Origin of the sequence: Kaistella antarctica (assembly GCF_900109615.1) — a bacterium.
Lineage (GTDB): Bacteria > Bacteroidota > Bacteroidia > Flavobacteriales > Weeksellaceae > Kaistella > Kaistella antarctica.
Genome location: NZ_FOIX01000002.1, coordinates 535,685 through 552,049, shown reverse-complemented (window position 1 = coordinate 552,049; position 16,365 = coordinate 535,685). Strand labels below are relative to the sequence as shown.

11 protein-coding genes are annotated in these 16,365 nt (G+C 35.6%); 2 read left to right on the top strand and 9 right to left on the bottom strand.

Going from position 1 to position 16,365, the window contains the following annotated elements; genetic code table 11:
* Positions 1 to 9: 9 nt before the first annotated feature.
* The 5 genes from BMX49_RS07195 to BMX49_RS07175 form a co-directional block, all read right to left on the bottom strand.
* The gene (locus BMX49_RS07195) at positions 10 to 2,256 is read right to left on the bottom strand and encodes a TonB-dependent receptor plug domain-containing protein (protein WP_051803534.1); all 2,247 of its coding nucleotides are present in this window, start codon (positions 2,254 to 2,256) and stop codon (positions 10 to 12) included.
* A 149-nt stretch (positions 2,257 to 2,405) separates the two neighbouring features.
* Positions 2,406 to 3,824 carry a hypothetical protein gene (locus BMX49_RS07190; protein WP_034716408.1) on the bottom strand — a complete coding sequence of 473 codons (1,419 nt, stop codon included), beginning with the start codon at positions 3,822 to 3,824 and terminating at the stop codon, positions 2,406 to 2,408.
* Positions 3,824 to 4,693, bottom strand: a complete 870-nt coding sequence (locus BMX49_RS07185; protein WP_034716410.1) for an alpha/beta fold hydrolase — start codon at positions 4,691 to 4,693, stop codon at positions 3,824 to 3,826. Before BMX49_RS07185 ends, BMX49_RS07190 begins: the two co-directional genes overlap by 1 nt.
* Positions 4,694 to 4,835: 142 nt before the next feature.
* Positions 4,836 to 6,341 (bottom strand): class I adenylate-forming enzyme family protein, encoded by a 1,506-nt coding sequence (locus BMX49_RS07180; RefSeq protein ID WP_034716412.1) that lies wholly within the window; start codon positions 6,339 to 6,341, stop codon positions 4,836 to 4,838.
* On the bottom strand, positions 6,338 to 7,831 hold the full coding sequence (locus BMX49_RS07175) for a sodium:solute symporter family transporter (protein WP_034716413.1): 1,494 nt from the start codon (positions 7,829 to 7,831) through the stop codon (positions 6,338 to 6,340). The genes BMX49_RS07180 and BMX49_RS07175 overlap by 4 nt, the downstream gene beginning before the upstream one ends.
* Positions 7,832 to 8,275: 444 nt before the next feature.
* Here BMX49_RS07175 and rplS point away from each other — a divergent pair, with 444 nt between their 5' ends.
* Positions 8,276 to 8,629: a 50S ribosomal protein L19 gene (gene rplS / locus BMX49_RS07170; RefSeq protein ID WP_034716414.1), complete on the top strand. Its 354-nt coding sequence runs from the start codon at positions 8,276 to 8,278 to the stop codon at positions 8,627 to 8,629.
* Between the two features lie 49 nt (positions 8,630 to 8,678).
* Here the strand turns inward: rplS and BMX49_RS07165 are convergent, their stop codons facing one another.
* The 4 genes from BMX49_RS07165 to rpsA form a co-directional block, all read right to left on the bottom strand.
* On the bottom strand, positions 8,679 to 9,242 hold the full coding sequence (locus tag BMX49_RS07165) for a hypothetical protein (protein WP_034716415.1): 564 nt from the start codon (positions 9,240 to 9,242) through the stop codon (positions 8,679 to 8,681).
* Positions 9,242 to 9,970, bottom strand: a complete 729-nt coding sequence (locus BMX49_RS07160; RefSeq protein ID WP_034716417.1) for a T9SS type A sorting domain-containing protein — start codon at positions 9,968 to 9,970, stop codon at positions 9,242 to 9,244. The genes BMX49_RS07165 and BMX49_RS07160 overlap by 1 nt, the downstream gene beginning before the upstream one ends.
* Before the next feature lie 129 nt (positions 9,971 to 10,099).
* Positions 10,100 to 12,718 carry a T9SS-dependent M36 family metallopeptidase gene (locus BMX49_RS07155; protein ID WP_051803536.1) on the bottom strand — a complete coding sequence of 873 codons (2,619 nt, stop codon included), beginning with the start codon at positions 12,716 to 12,718 and terminating at the stop codon, positions 10,100 to 10,102.
* A 248-nt stretch (positions 12,719 to 12,966) separates the two neighbouring features.
* Entirely contained in the window at positions 12,967 to 14,766 is a 1,800-nt protein-coding gene (gene rpsA / locus BMX49_RS07150) for a 30S ribosomal protein S1 (protein WP_034716420.1), read from the bottom strand.
* Between the two features lie 227 nt (positions 14,767 to 14,993).
* Between rpsA and BMX49_RS07145 the strand changes: the two genes are divergently transcribed.
* Positions 14,994 to 16,301, top strand: coding sequence for a DEAD/DEAH box helicase (locus BMX49_RS07145; protein WP_034716422.1), 1,308 nt, complete (start codon positions 14,994 to 14,996; stop codon positions 16,299 to 16,301).
* The last annotated feature ends 64 nt before the right edge of the window (positions 16,302 to 16,365 follow it).

The following is a 16,365-nucleotide window of genomic DNA, read 5'->3' as shown; positions in this document are numbered from 1 at the left end:
ATGAAAAATTTAATTATTTTTATTTTTGAAGAAGTCGAAATTGTATTTAAATTCCACAGAAACCAATCTTTTGATGAAAGGCGACCCTGCAAATTCTCTGATATCAACATCGAATAAATTGGTAACGTTGGCGCCAATGGTCATTCCATTGCTGAAGTTATAACCGGCGTTCATGTCAACGGTGAAACCACCTAATTGTCCGTAGTTCCAAGTTCTGCCCGCAGCATAATAAGCGTTTTCTGTAATATCAATGGTACCATTACCATCTAAATCCTGCGTTTTTGCCGAGGTAGAAACTCCCGAAAAGAAATCATATTTCTGTACATACCTTCCGTAAACCGCGCCGAAGAAAGTTGGGGTTGAATAATTTAAACCAATCGCTAATTTGTTAGTCGGCGTGTTGATTGGTAAATCGGTATCGAGTACTTTACCATCTTTATTACCATCATTGTTCATATCCTCTTTATCCAATTTACGTCCGAAATAAGAGTAGTTTACAACCGCTTTTAAAGCATCGGTAAGATAATAACTGAAACCTAAATCAACACCATAAGTATCCACCTTTCCAAAGTTAGAATAAGTTAAAACGAAACCTGGATTTGCTCCGGCAATCGAAGAAATCGCCTGATCTCCTCTTTGTGTAATCGTTCTTCCGTTCGTTGCTAATTGCGTTAATGGACTGATGAAATTTTCAGATAAATTATAGTAGGCATTTACATCCATGTAGAATTTCTTGGCAATGTCACCTTTGTACCCAACTTCAAATGAATTGATGGTTTCAACTTCTAAAGGTTTGATTTTCGTACCGTCTGATAAGGTAAATCCAAGACCGTTTCCTAGAATTAACCCTCCAAACAAATAACCTTCTAAATTTAATAATGATGGCACTGCCATTCCTTTACCATACGTTAATCTGAAAGTTCCGTCGCCTAATTTTTTGGTAATTGCTGCTTTAGGTAACAGGTTGGTTCCGTAATAATCATGGTTATCAACTCTCAACGCTGCCAGGAATCCCCACCCATTCATTTTGTATTCTGCTTGTCCATAAACACCAACTTGGTTCACGTTGATAGGTCCATCAAAATCTAACATGTACGTATTTTTTGTAAACGCCATGTCACGCTGAAATTGCGCACCTCCAATTAAAGTAAAGGCGCCCCAAGTATTATTGTACTGCCCTTCTGCTACGAATCTTTTCGAATCATCTTTAAATCTTGAACCTCTCTGCAAAGCAAGACCCACCGTTTGCGACGGACCAAACCATTGCTCATTGAAAGATCTTTCTTTTGCTACCGCATCTGAAAAACCAGCATTAATGAACGACACATAATTCTGTGTTCTCTGGTTCATCGCGTAGGTATCTTCGGTATTACTCCACTGATAGTAAGAATTCAAGAAAAATCTTGGATGAATAAATTTTAATTGTAGCTCATCGATATTCCAGTCTTTAATCGCATTACGACCTGCACTGGTAACTCCAATATTGTTATTATTACTATGTCCGTAATAAGCGACTAATTCCGATAATGACCCGACTTTATAATTCAACTGACCATTGAATTTAGTACTGTTAAAATCTCGGTCTAAATCTAATTCACCGTATCCTTTATTGTTAACATAAACTGAATCGGTATATTTAAATTCCGTTCCCTGCGTATGTTCCGCCGCAATTTTGAACGCAAGTTTCGGCGTTAAAGCTTGAGCATGACGAAGTCTGGCTGTAAACACATTTTGGTTTCCAATACCTAAAGCAATGGTTGTTCCTTGCGAGCGGAACGGATTTTTACTTAAAGTATTCACCAATCCATTATGGGCATTGGGTCCGTATAAAGTTCCGTTTGGTCCGAGAAGGATTTCAACTCTTTCGATATCTTCTTTAATAACCGTGCTGAATGTTCCAAAAGGAAGTCCAGTTGCAATTAAGGTCGAAACACGATCGTCGGTAATTTGTAAATTTTTAGAATTAAAGGCTGAGTTAAAACCACGAATATTAATTCCGGTTCCTAAAACACCAGCTCGTACGAAATCAACTCCTTTCTGTCTTGCAGCAAGTTCCCCAACATTGAAGCTGGTAAATTGTGCAATATCTTTGGCGGTAATGATATTTACCGTCGCAGGAACATCAATCACTTTCTGCAATTTTTTACTGGCGGAAACGGTAACCTCGTCGATCTCTCTCACTCTCACGGTATCAGCAACTTGTGCACTCGTAAAAACGACGCTTAAGAAAGATGCTAAAATGACTGATTTTTTCATAATGCTATTAATTTTTTTAATTATCTCTACAATGATAAGCGAAGTTCATTAACGAAAATTAACAAAATAATAAGTTTAGAGATATGACTTTGTTTACTAAATGAAAAATTGCTAAATAAGATAGGCACAAACCCTTATAGAAAGGGAATTCAATTAAGATATGACTTAAAAAATAATTTCAGTTCTGGGAGATTTTTCGTGAGTAAATCGGCGTTATCTTGCAGAAGATGTTGGTTGCTTTCTGTAACCTTCACAGTGGTCAAACTTTCAGTTAAAGTATTGTAGTACTTTTCTTTTGAAATCTTATTTTCTAAAAAGGAGGCGCTCGTAATAACCCAAAGGAGATTAGGCAAAAAGTTTTCAGATTTTTTACGCAGATGCTCTAATTCGGTAAGACTAAACTTTTTATCGAGTTGTAAAATCGTCGCGTAATTTTCATTTTTATACAGCACATTCAGATAAGAAGTAAAGAAATGATGCCACCTTAATTTCAAGATTTCCGATTCATATTTTTGAAGAAAATAGATACCGATATTTTCAGCTTTCTTATTTAAATTTAATTCATTTAAAGCCCGCAAATAGTAAGAAATATAAATGATTCGCTGAAGACTATTTTGCGTCTTTTCGTAAACTGACTGATAGGACTCCAATAAATCCAGAGCATCTCTGTGCTGATTAAGACGTAGGTAAATAGACACCAAATTATTGACATACATCAAAGTATCCTCATTGGTTTGTCTCAATGAAAGTTTACCAAAATAAATAGCTTCGTCATATTTTCGTTGTTTAGAATGAAGCAAAACCCGACTTGAATAATAGTTGTATAAAAGTCTTCGGCAATACAAATTTCCCTGACTAAAAAAACCATCAATCTGGTCGAAAATAGTTTGGAGCTGTTTTAAATTTCCGGTAGTATTGTACATAAAGGCCAATAAAATAAAAGCTTTATAGCGATTATTTCCATTGATGGTTTCGGTTTCAAATACTTTTTTCAACCACTTTTCCCAGTGAATAGAAGTTTCGGAAGTACGCGTAAATTGATCGGTAATTTCAATGGTTGCCTGATAGAGTTTCTCCTCTATTTCCTTGGCTCGATGGTAAGATTCTTTGTAATTCTCAAGAAAATCGGAGATGATAATATGATCATCGTACCGCATTCTGATCAGTAAATAAGAACGATAATCCCGAATGGTTTGATACAGAATTTGAAAATTGAAAGTAATGCCTTTGTAGTTTTTAACGTAATCAATCAGCACTTTTTCTTCGGCTGAAGTGATTAAATCCAGCACTAACTTTTTATTAAAATCAAGCAACCATTCAGCCACTTGATCAACGTCACGAAGGCTGAGTTTTTTCTCAGCCCAAGTTTTTATATGATGGTATTTTCGTTTATCGAACTCTGTATTGAAAGACTTTTCATCTTCCGGTTCGAGGGAATTATGGATTAAATTCTGAAAAATTTCACGTTTATCTTCTTCCTGAAAATTCCCTAAACTCTGCAGATATTTCGCTTCATGAGGCAAAAGCGCTTTAGAAAAATCTTCAAAAACTTTTAATTTTGGTTTCATTATTTAGTGCGCATAAATTCTTTAATCTCTTTGTTGACTTCGGTTGGTTTTTCAAATTGAAGGAAATGACCCGCTTCATCAATCATGACGACTTTACTACTTTTAATAGACTCTTGAGCCGTTTTTGACAAAGCGTCAATCGTCAATGTTGGATGTAAATATTTGTTCGGGATAAGCATATCATTTTTGGCAAACAGTATTAAAGTCGGCGTTTTAATTTTGGGTAAATCATCTTTCACTTTATCATCCAACATTCCACTTACACTTTTTTGAATGGCGATTGCATGCGCTTCAAAATCTGAAGCTTTCACAATATTTTTTCGATCCTGAATCATCTGTTGCGCTTCCGTCGGCATTTTGTGAAAATTCAAGGCATAATTTCTTTCGATCTGCTCTTCGGAAGTCGACATAATCATTGTGGGATTCATCACCATTTTCATGGCATTTCCTTCAAACTCATTAAACTCTTCAATGCCAGCCGGGGCAATTAAAATCAGTTTTTCTAATTTCTCAGGATACTTTGACGCAAATTTAATGGAAGCTTGTCCGCCCATGGAATGTCCAACTAATGTGAATTTCTTTATATTTAATTTCTCGGTAAATTCTTTTAAAATCTCCGCGAAATACGTAGCGGTAAATTCATCCGCATCTTTAAAGGATCTGCCATAACCTGGTAAATCGATGGCAATACAAGTAAAATCTTTTTTAAGTTCTTCGATGTTCCGATACCAAGCGTCGGAATTGCTGCTAAGACCGTGAACGAAAATAAGAACTCGTTTACCCTTTCCTTCTTTTTGATACGCAATTTCACCCTCTTTTAATTGAAGATACTTGGTGGGAAAATGATATTGTAAAAGGGTGTCTTTCATCGAGTTGGTGTTTGTCTTTGTGTTTTGAACCGTGCATTGCAAAAAAAATAGGCTGAGTAAAAGCAGAACAATATTTTTCATATCGATATCGATGTTAATTTTTTTTTAGGTGGAATCTCTTTTTTAAAATTGAAAAGGACAATTAAGAATTACTTTTAAGTTTTTGATGTTGATATATTCTCTTTAAATCTTTACGGGAAATTTTACCAAAACCGGTTACGGGAAAATCTTTCAGGAAGATAAATTCTTTGGGATGTTTAAACCGAGCCAGTTTATCTTTTAGAAATTCGCGGATTATCACTTCCGAAACTTCATCTTTCGTTTCCAGAAAAGCAACACCTTTTTTGCCCCAGACATCATCTTTCATCGGAATGACTAACGACCGTAAAATGAATTCATGTTGATTGAGCACGTTTTCAATTTCCTGCGGAAAAATATTTTCACCACCAGATATGTACATATCATCAATTCTACCTTTCAAATAGTAAAATCCATCTTCATCTCGGTACGCTAAATCTCCCGTATGAAACCACGAATTTTTGATTTTTGCTTTCGTCGCAACTGAATTATTCCAATAACCAGGCGTGATAATATTTCCTCTGATTCTTAACTCGCCTGGCTGATTGCTTTTTAAAGAATTTCCTTTCTCATCGACCACATCCAATTCTATGTAAAAGTTAGGCTTGCCAATCGAATTCGATTTGGTTAAGGTAAAATCCTGATGCAATGAAGTAATGCTCGGACCCGCTTCCGTCAAACCATAACCTGGACGAATATCTACTTTCTTTTCTTTTTTCCAGAGCTCAATTATATTTTTGCTGATGGCTTCACCTCCGGAAATGATAAATCGCAGATCACAAAGATTAGCAGTTAAAAAACCTTCACACTTCGAAATCATTTGCAAAATGGTTGGAAGCGCCATCATCAAAGTCACTTTCTGAGTTTGTAAAAGATGCAGAATTTTATCCGCGTTGAATTTACTCAGAATTAAAATTTTGCCGCCATTATGAAGCAAAGGAGTCACGAAAATATTCCAGCCAGAAGTATGGTACGGCGGTAAAATCGACAACGTGATATCGTCATCAGAAATCCCAAGTTGCATGGTGGTGTTGAGACTGTTCCAAAACAACATTTTGTTGGTATACATGACGCCTTTCGGTTCGGCAGTTGTGCCAGAAGTATAGAAAAGAAAAATCGGAAGTTCTTCATTAATTTCATTCAACAGCGGTAAATCTAGCCCTGCAAATTTTGAAACCTGATGATTAAAATCTGCCAGCGTAATTGCTTCAAAAGAATCTTTAAGTAAAGAGATTGGTGAGGAAAAAAACTCACTGTAAATAACCAACGAAGGCTCACAATCTTTTAGTTGGTTTAAAATTTCTGGTGCGGAAAGTTTATAATTCAATGGAACTAAAATTAAACCCAGACGTTGACAAGCGGAAAAGAGTGCAACCAGATTAATAGAATGTTCCATAAGGACTGCAATTCTGTCGCCTTCTTTATAGTCTTCTTTTAAAAGATGGACCATTTCATTGGCTCGAAAATGAAGTTCGCGAAACGTAAACTCCTCGCCGCTTTCTAAATCAGCAACGGCAATTTTTTGGGGCGAATAATCTGCCCATTTCGCAATCCAATCTAAAACACTCATGCAATACTTGCTTTATTTTTATTAAAGGTATGTAAAACTACTGCGACAACAACGGATGAAACAATGGCAATCGCGGCAGAAACGCCTGGATTTCCAACAGGTCCTTTCATGTACGGAGTTAACTTTAAATAGAATATTCCGAAGTGAACCATAATCGCAACGATCGACGCAGTAAATACGGTCGAAGATTTTACATTTTTCACAAAAGTTCCAAATAATACAGGAACAAATGCCGCAGCAAAATAACCATAAACGCCCATTTGACCAAAGATTCCGACGCTCAAATTCGGTGATTTTATTTGATTCCACGAAAGATAAAAACTAACAATAGCCAAAAATACAATGACTATTTTATTAATCGCCAACCCATTATTGGAAACTTTTTCACCAAATAAAGGTTCTAAAATATCTGAAGTTACGGTGATTGATAATGACTGAATCAAACCTTCTAAAGTTGATAAACCTGCAGAGATCAAACCCACAATGACGATGATACCAGCCGCGGCAGAAAATCTTTTGACGACATAATTGGGAATAATTTCATCCATTCTCATTTTGGTTCCGTCGTTCATTAAATCGGGAAACATTATTCTCGCATACAATCCCGCAAGGACAATAATAAAAAATATCACCATTGCTCCAATGGCAAAAAACAAATAAGAATTTACTTTTTCCGGATTTTTGAGCATCAAAGATTTGGTCATGATATGCGGCTGACAAACTATCGCCACTCCAACGATTGCTTGACAGATAACGACTTCAAAGAAATCCCGATAAAGCGGACTTGTTGTATTAAAAGTGGTGGTAAGGTTTGGATCGATCGCATTTAGTTTCCCAACAAAACCACTGAATCCACCTTCAAATAAATCGACGCCCGAGAAGATCATCATTAAGGCAACAACAACCATAATTAGAGCTTGAACAGTATTGGTATAAACCATTGAATTAGCGCCACCAAACATCATATAACCGAACACAAAAACAGTAATTCCAAGCAAGACGTAAATTGGCTCAACCTCGATTGATTTCGAAATAACCTGCGTTAAACCAACATTAATTAAAACAATAAAAGTGATGAGCAACATAGCTACAACAGCAAAGAAAAACTTGTAAGATTTATTATTGAACCGATTGCCAATCCATTCTGCCATTGTTTTTGCTTTGATCAACTTACCGTATTTGGCAAAGCCTTTAGTAAAGAAAATCAAAGATGCGAAAGCTGCAATTGGTAAAACGATCGCCATGGAAAGAATTCCACCAAAACCATAGAGTGCGATAAATCCGGGATTGATTACAAAAGTGGCGGCACTTGTCATCGACGCGGCGAGGGAAAGTCCCACAATCCAAGAGGGAAAACCTACGTTGCCAATCGCATAATCGCTGATGCTTTTCGCTTTCGTCGCACCACGGATGACGAAGAATAAAATTATGCACATATAAACCACCAGAACAATACTGATGTATAATGGCCATTGGTTTTCAGAATTCATAGGTTATCTTTAGAAGAGCAAAAAACGGAATTTAAATGTGAGTTTCAAGTTTTAGATCTGAAAACAAAGATATGACTTAAATGGAAATATTCGAATATATTATTAAATATCATTATTTAAAGTTAGTTCATACGGGTATGACCATATACAGCTTATTGTTTTAAAAGTTTTTGATTGAAAGAGATTCTTTTTTAACGCAAAGACGCAAAGTTTAATGCACTATAATGTTTATAATTGCGGGCGCAAGGGCGTTTCACTTAGCAAAGGGCGCAAAGAGAAATAGATATATTTGTTTATTAGGAAGACGATGAAAACTTTTAAAATAATGTAAATAAAATGTTTGTAAGAATGAAAAAATGTAGTATTTTTGCAACCTGTTAACCAACCTCTGACGAAAGGCGTGAACGTTGCTTAGCTTGACAAAACAAATTTTATTACAATAAAATGGATTTATTACAGTACGTACAAGACAAGTACATCGCAAAAAAGGACTTCCCAAAATTCAAAGCAGGTGATACCATCACTGTGTATTACGAAATTAGAGAGGGTGCTAAAACCAGAACCCAGTTCTTTAAAGGTGTGGTTCTTCAAATTAGAGGAACAGGCGGTACAAAAACTTTCACCATTAGAAAAATGAGTGGTGATGTTGGAGTTCAGAGAGTTTTCCCAATGAACATGCCAGCGCTACAAAAAATTGAAATCGACAGAAGAGGAAAAGTTAGAAGAGCAAGAATTTTCTACTTCAAACAACTTAGAGGTAAAAAAGCGAGAATCAAAGACGCTTCTTACAAAAAGTAATTCCGATTACGATATTAGAAAAACCCATCAATTAATTTTGATGGGTTTTTTATTGCTGTAAAACGAAAATACATTTCTCTCTTATCTTCCAGAAATCTTCTAGACTATAAGGAATATTCGGATTATCTTTCAAGTAATTGATAAGAAAGTTTCGATGATATGCTACTTTGAAGTCAGTGATTTGCGAAGGTTGAATTTCTATTTCTTCTATCAAATCATTAATAAAATTTTCTGGTGAAAAATTTTTTCTGGTGAAGTCAAAAATTTCATTTTTATATTTTAAATAATTATGAGCTTCGGGTAATTCTCGCAAACCATACTTTTTTAAAACCTCTGTCATCTTAGGAGTATTGTTTTCATTCATCATAAATATTCCGAGCATTAATTTTAATTGAGAAAAATGATTTTCAATAGCAAGATTCTTTAATAGGGAATGTTTGGTACTGCAAGTTCCTCCCAAATCCTTGAAAACACAAAGCTCATTTTCTTTAACCGAGTTTCTTTTATAAGGTAAAAACTGAATATATTCTGCGGCTGACTTAAAATCATTTAAGCCCAATTCTAAAAAATGGTTTGAAATAATTCTATTGGATTTAATTGGAAAATTCAGCATTATTTTGTCACTATTAATTGAGAAGAATAATTAAAATCTGAACCAGAAATTTTCACGAAATAAACTCCCGATGGAAGAGATCCAATTCTTACCGGATTTTTAAAAGAACGTTTCTGCCTAGAAACTAATTTCCCTGATTGGTCATAAATCTCGACACTTACTTTTCCTAGATCTTTGTTTGAAGATTTCAGAAAGAATTCATTTTTTGCCGGATTTGGATATAGGAATATTTCTTTATTTAAAGAGACTTCGATACTTTCTAAAATTAGATTTGAGTAGAAAATTTTATTTCCAAGTGGATTAGTAACGGTAAGATTTTTAGCAGAAAAAATTTCTTCGTATTCAAAAATAAATTGATCCGTTGGGTTGAATCCAGAGTAAAAGGAGGTTGTCATTAAATCAAATTGATTGACTTGTTGGGAATTCTCTCCGCCATATTCTGCAAGAGTAATGCCTGCAATTTGGGAATTAAAGTAGGTCCCATTATTAGGAGCAAAATCTACGGTCCCGACTGCACTATTGTAAAAAGAGGATTTAAATCCGTTAGTATTATCATACTTAAAATCAGCTTTACCTGATTGTACAAAGGGAAATGGAGGCAAATATTCTATTCCATTATTTTGGATTTTCATAATCGTCCAATCTGCATTTTTTAATAAGCTACTGTAAGATTGGCAATAACAGAGAAAAGATACGATTGAAAATATGATGAAGTAGACTTTTTTCATAATTTTAAGTTTTAATAAAGTTAAATATTTTCTGTGAAAAAATGGTGTTTAATTAAACTGAGCTTATCATCCAAAAACAAAAAAACCGCCTTGAATGAACAAGACGGTTTAAAAAATATGATTTAAAAATTATTTCTTAATCATTAATTTAGAAGAATACTGAACTCCTAAACCAGTTACTTTTACAACATAAACGCCATTTGGAAGCGATTGTGTGTTAACAGCATCTGTAGGCGCAATTTTCTGACTAGAAACTAATTTTCCAGAAGCGTCATAAACCTCAACAGCTACTTTTCCTAAGATACTTTTCGCTGACTTGATGAAGAATTCATTCTTCGCAGGATTAGGATAAATACTCATTGATTTGTTTGAGTCTGCTTCATTAGTTGCTAGTAGACAATCTGCCGGAACGGTTTCGTCAGCTACCTGATCATTGATATTTGTTTTTACTCCAGCTGAAGCATTAACCCCAAGACCTCTGTTTGCAAATACTTTCCAGATCATACATCTGTCTGCACCACCTGTTTCTGTATTGTTAGCCTCTGCAGCTAATATGGCATTCCGACCATCAATAAATGAAGGACTACAAGCTTGAAGTTTCAAACCGTTCATTACTAATTGAAGCACCCTTGTACTACCATTGGTTGCGTTGGCTGAAACATCAGAACTATAACCATATTTTTCTACGTATTTCCAATGAAGATCCCACAGCATCGTTGACCATACAAATCCGATGGAGTGTACATCTGGAACTAAAATTCCATTTGCATTGGTATATTCCATACCATTGGTATTACCATATTTGAATGGATTAACTGCGAAATCTGGTGAATACTGTGCAGGTCTAATTCCACCTCCGTTTACGGCTTCAGAAGTTGCGTACGTTCCGATTCCTCTCGGAACAGATGCATTATCTCCCGGTCTGTTGGTTAGCATTAAAGCAAAGAAATCAGACCAACCTTCTCCCATTTGCTCTTTTGAATTATTGCTACTTAAACAGCTGTAACCGTTACCAGTATTTCTGTTAGAAATTCCATGTCCATATTCGTGAACTACGATTCCATTATCAAAACTACCATCTCTGGTAGGCTGTGCATCTTGATCATATTTTAAAGTGATGTTAACAGGAGTCGCTCCAGCCAAAAGTCCTTTTAAATAAACTCCTTCGGTGTAAGGAATTAATACTGATGGAATGGTAACTGTAGGATCTTCGCCGCCCATACCCGCCGTAACGGTAGAATCTGGCATGCTGTAAATAATCGCAGCTACAGCACCTGCAACTTGTGCATTTTTAACTTTATCTGTGAAATTACAGTCACCTCTCTGAATAACTCCTATTTTACCTGTAAGTGAAGCTGCCGGCAAAGGCGCACAGCCGTCTAAAACTGGTGATAAAACAGCATCTGCCGTAACGCCAGTTTTGTCTAATTCTGGGCCGAAGGTAGATGAAACCAAAGCTTCTACGTTTCGGCCAACTGCTTCTGCAGGGCTATTGTAGAAAAAACGTTCGATTACGCCCGGATCCCACAGATACATTTGCATTCTTGGTCTAGCGCCATCACTTGGTGTAGAAAAATTAGCATTGTTGGTTCCGCCACCATCTTGTGCTTCCGCCATTACGTAGTCATTTTGACCAGGTCCTTTTCCATAGTTCCAAGCCTGAAAATTTCTAGCTGTTTCAGTGAAACCTACACGATAGAAAATATCATGAATTTTATTGTTGATATAAAATAAATTCGTAGTTGCGGCATTAAGATTAGTACTTGTCGCATTGACGACAAACGGAAAATCGAAATTTCTACTTGGTCCACCATCAGCATAAGCGCCCGGTGCATTTAGATTTCCTTTGTCATCGTAGGCCCGAACGTTATTTCCTTGGGTGGTTGTAAAAACTCCGGAATAACTTCCGCCCAATGCCGTATGCCAGCCGTCGGGTGAAGCATCTAGAAACCAAGGATTAGTAACTAAAGTTCTTGCTCCATGACTTGGGCTCTCTATCGGCAAGGCAAAAACACGGTACGAGGCATTTTCTGCAGCCATAGGACCAACTGCTGTTGCTGTTGTACTTTCTGTACTACCGAAATCGTCATCAAACCCTAGAGGGGTGTGTGCAGAATAATCATGTTTAAAAGCGTCATGCTTAAAATTACAAGAAACCGTTAAGTTTTCTTTGCTCAAAATTTCTCCAGTCGTAGCATCTGCCAAGATATCCCAATAGTTGGAAGTTCCTTTTTCCTCAAAAATAAACTCGTAGCACAATTTCAAATTATTGTTCTCAGTCAGGAAATAGATCAAGCGATTTTTCACACTGTTTCCCGCTGGAAAATCAGCGTCCTTAATTCCTATCAATTGGTATTGACTTGAATTCTTCAAACCTAAAGTAGAAGCAACATTCGTAAAGACGGTGCTGTTAAATGCCGCCGACTTTTTATTGCTCGCAGTAACGTAATTTTTCGTGAAACTCTCATCCAAATAAGTAACAGACTTACTCTTAATTAAAGCGGTTCCCAATGAATTGTAAACTGGAATCCCATCATAGGATTGCTGAATCTTTACTACATCTCCTTTTAATGAGCTGGAAAAATCTTCATTAATGATTTCAAAGTTCTTTAAATCAGATTTCATGAAATCAATCTTGGCTGAAATGTGATTCTGAATAAGGGTCTTAAAATCTTGCGCATTTGCGCTCCCAAAAGAGAAGAGGAAGCAAACAGCCGCAATTTTCAAAGGTAAATTTCTATTTTTCATATATATAATTTATTTGCCGTCGAATGTATAAAAAATATCGATATGTTTTGCATTTTTAACACAAAAAAAACATTTAAGGTGACGAGATGTTAATTAAGACACTAAAGTTCGTGGTTGTTATTCTATTATTCTGGTTTTTAATTTTAAATAAAATCATTAATTATAAATATATTTTTGACTTCATTTTTTAAAACAAAAAAAAACGCCCCAGTAAACTGAGGCGTTAATTATATAATGAAAATCAAGGATTATTTACCTTCCATTTTCTTTTTCAATTCTGCTAATACGTCTAAGTCACCAAGCGTTGATTTTTCTTCATTTTGAGAAGAACCTGTTGATTTGTTAGATGATTGATTAGAAGTTTGCTCTCTTACATTTTTCTTTTCTTCGTCTCTGAAGATTCCTGTATGAGAAACTACTACTCTTTTGAATTCTTTGTTGAATTCGATTACTTTGAAATCTGAATTATCTCCTTTCTTGATTTTAGATCCGTCTTCCTTCTCTAATAATCTTGATGGACAGAATGCTTCAACTTCTACATCTTCGAACTGAACTTGAGCTCCTTTATCGAAAACTTCAGTTGCTTGTCCTGCATGTACAGTACCTTCAGCATATTTAGTTTCAAATTTATCCCAAGGATTCTCTTGTAATTGTTTGTGACCTAAAGATAATCTTCTAGCTGCTGTATCTAATTCTAGAACTACAACTTTCAATTGATCTCCAACTGCACAGAATTCTGATGGATGCTTGATTTTCTTAGTCCAAGAAAGATCAGAAATATAGATTAATCCGTCAATACCTTCTTCTAATTCTACGAATACACCGAAGTTAGTAAAGTTACGAACTGTTCCTGTGTGCTCTGAACTTACTGGATATTTAGCTTCGATATTAGACCAAGGATCTTGGCTTAATTGCTTCATTCCTAAAGAGATTTTACGGTCTTCTCTGTCTAAAGTTAAAACTTCAGCTTCTACCATATCTCCTACTTTTACGAAATCACCTGCACTTCTTAAGTGAGTTGACCAAGACATTTCTGAAACGTGGATTAGACCTTCAACACCTGGAGCAACTTCTACGAATGCACCGTAATCAGCAAGTACAACTACTTTACCTTTTACTTTATCACCAACTTTCATGTCAGCAGAAAGAGCATCCCAAGGATGAGCTTCTAATTGCTTCATACCCAATTGGATTCTTGTTTTCTCGTCATCAAAATCAAGGATTACCACTTTCACAGTCTGTCCGTCTTCTAGGATTTCTGATGGGTGATTAACTCTGCTCCAAGAAAGATCTGTAATATGGATTAATCCATCTACACCTCCTAAGTCAACGAATACACCGTAAGAAGTAATATTCTTAACAGTACCTTCTAATACTTGACCTTTTTCTAATTGAGCGATGATCTCTTTTTTCTGACCTTCGATATCTGCTTCGATTAACGCTTTGTGAGATACTACAACATTCTTAAATTCTGGGTTGATTTTCACAACTTTAAATTCCATTGTTTTACCTACGAACTGATCGTAATCTTTAATTGGTTTCACGTCGATTTGTGATCCTGGTAAGAATGCTTCGATACCATGAACGTCAACGATCATACCTCCTTTTGTTCTTGATTTTACAAAACCGTTTACGATTTCTCCAGTTTCGTGAAGTTCGTTAACTCTATCCCAAGCTTTCAAGATTCTTGCTTTTCTGTGAGATAATTGTAATTGTCCTGATTTGTCTTCTCTTCTGTCAACCATTACTTCAACCTCATCACCAGCGGCAAGATTCGGGTTGTAACGGAATTCGTTTAAAGAAATAACTCCTTCAGATTTAAAGTTGATGTCAACAATCGCTTCTTTGTCTGTAAGTCTTACAACTCTACCGATAAGTACGTCGTTGTCCTGAAGATTGTTAAGAGATCCGTTGTAGATTTCTTCTAGATCACTTTTCTCTTGTCTAGATTCTGCATCAAGACCTGATTCAAATGAATCCCAATCAAATTGTTCTGGAGCTACGTTTTGGTTCAAAAGAACCTCTGCTTTGTCTGTCGTTTCTGACATAATAAAAATAATTTGTATTCTTTACCTTTCAATATCTGGCTGAATGTGGTTGTTTGAAAAATACAGAAGATGTTAGTTGTTAATGTTTTACCTTAGCCAAATGCTTCCACAAAAAGTGGTGCAAAAATACGGTTTTATTTCATACTACCTATCATTATTAGTGAAATTTCTCGAGTATTTTATTATAATTAAAGTCATTAACAAATGCATTCCCTTACCTTTGCAAAATGGACTTACAGACAATCTACCAAAACTTGCAGATTCAGGACATGAATCAAATGCAAAAAACTACCTATAAAGCTACTGAAGATAACAAAGATGTTATTCTACTTTCCCCGACTGGTTCAGGGAAAACACTTGGTTTCCTCTTCCCTATTCTTCGTAATTTAAATACGAGAACAGCCGGAATCCAAGCCATTATCATTGTTCCATCCCGAGAATTGGCTTTGCAAATCGAGCAGGTTTTCAAAAGCATGGGCACTGATTACAAAGTAACCTATTGTTATGGCGGTCATGATAAAAAAATAGAAGTTAACAATTTAATTCAAGCGCCAGCTTTATTGATAGGAACACCAGGTAGAATTGCTTACCATTTGAAAAACGACAATTTCGATCCGACAACAATTGAAACAATGGTTTTAGATGAGTTTGATAAATCATTAGAATTTGGTTTTCATGAAGACATGAGTTTCATTATTAATGAAATGCCGAATTTGAAGCAAAGAATGTTGACTTCAGCCACTGCAATGCCGGAAATTCCAGAATTTACAGGAGTAAGCCGACCAGAAAAAGTTGATTTCTTAAAAGTTCTGGAAATTAAACCAGACTTTCAACTTCGAAAAGTAATGACTACTTCTGAAGAAAAGTTAGATACTTTGTTTACGTTGCTTTGTAAAATAGGAAATAAGAGAACGCTGATTTTCTGCAACCACCGTGATGCGGTAGACCGTATTTCAGAATTATTAAAAGACAAAGGAATCTCCCGGGAAACCTTCCACGGCGGAATGGAACAGGATGAAAGAGAACGCGCTCTTCTTAAATTCAAAAATGATTCTTCACGTATTTTAATTACAACAGATTTGGCTTCCAGAGGATTAGATATTCCTGAAGTTGAATCGATTGTACATTATCAATTGCCACCGAAAGAAGATGCTTTCATCCACAGAAATGGACGGACGGCCAGAATGAACGCCAAAGGTTTTGTTTATTTAATAATGACTGAAGATGAAAACTTCCCTTTCATTAAAAAAAATACGCCCGAAGAAGTGTTAACCCAGGACTATAAAATGCCGGCAAGAACACCTTTTCTTACCATCTATATAAGTGCAGGGAAAAAAGACAAAGTAAACAAAGTAGATATCGTCGGTTTTTTAATTAAAAAAGGAGAACTGGAAAAAGAAGATATTGGTTTGATAGAAGTAAAAGACACGACTTCTTATGTGGCTGTAAACCGACAAAAAGTAGTTGCCTTTTTGAAAAAATTAGAAGGCCAAAGAATGAAAAATAAAAAGCTAAAAATTGAGATTGCTTACTAATTAGGCATGATCAAAATTCTATTTAAAAAGTCTTAATTTTTACGTATTTTTGTTTTTGACCTCT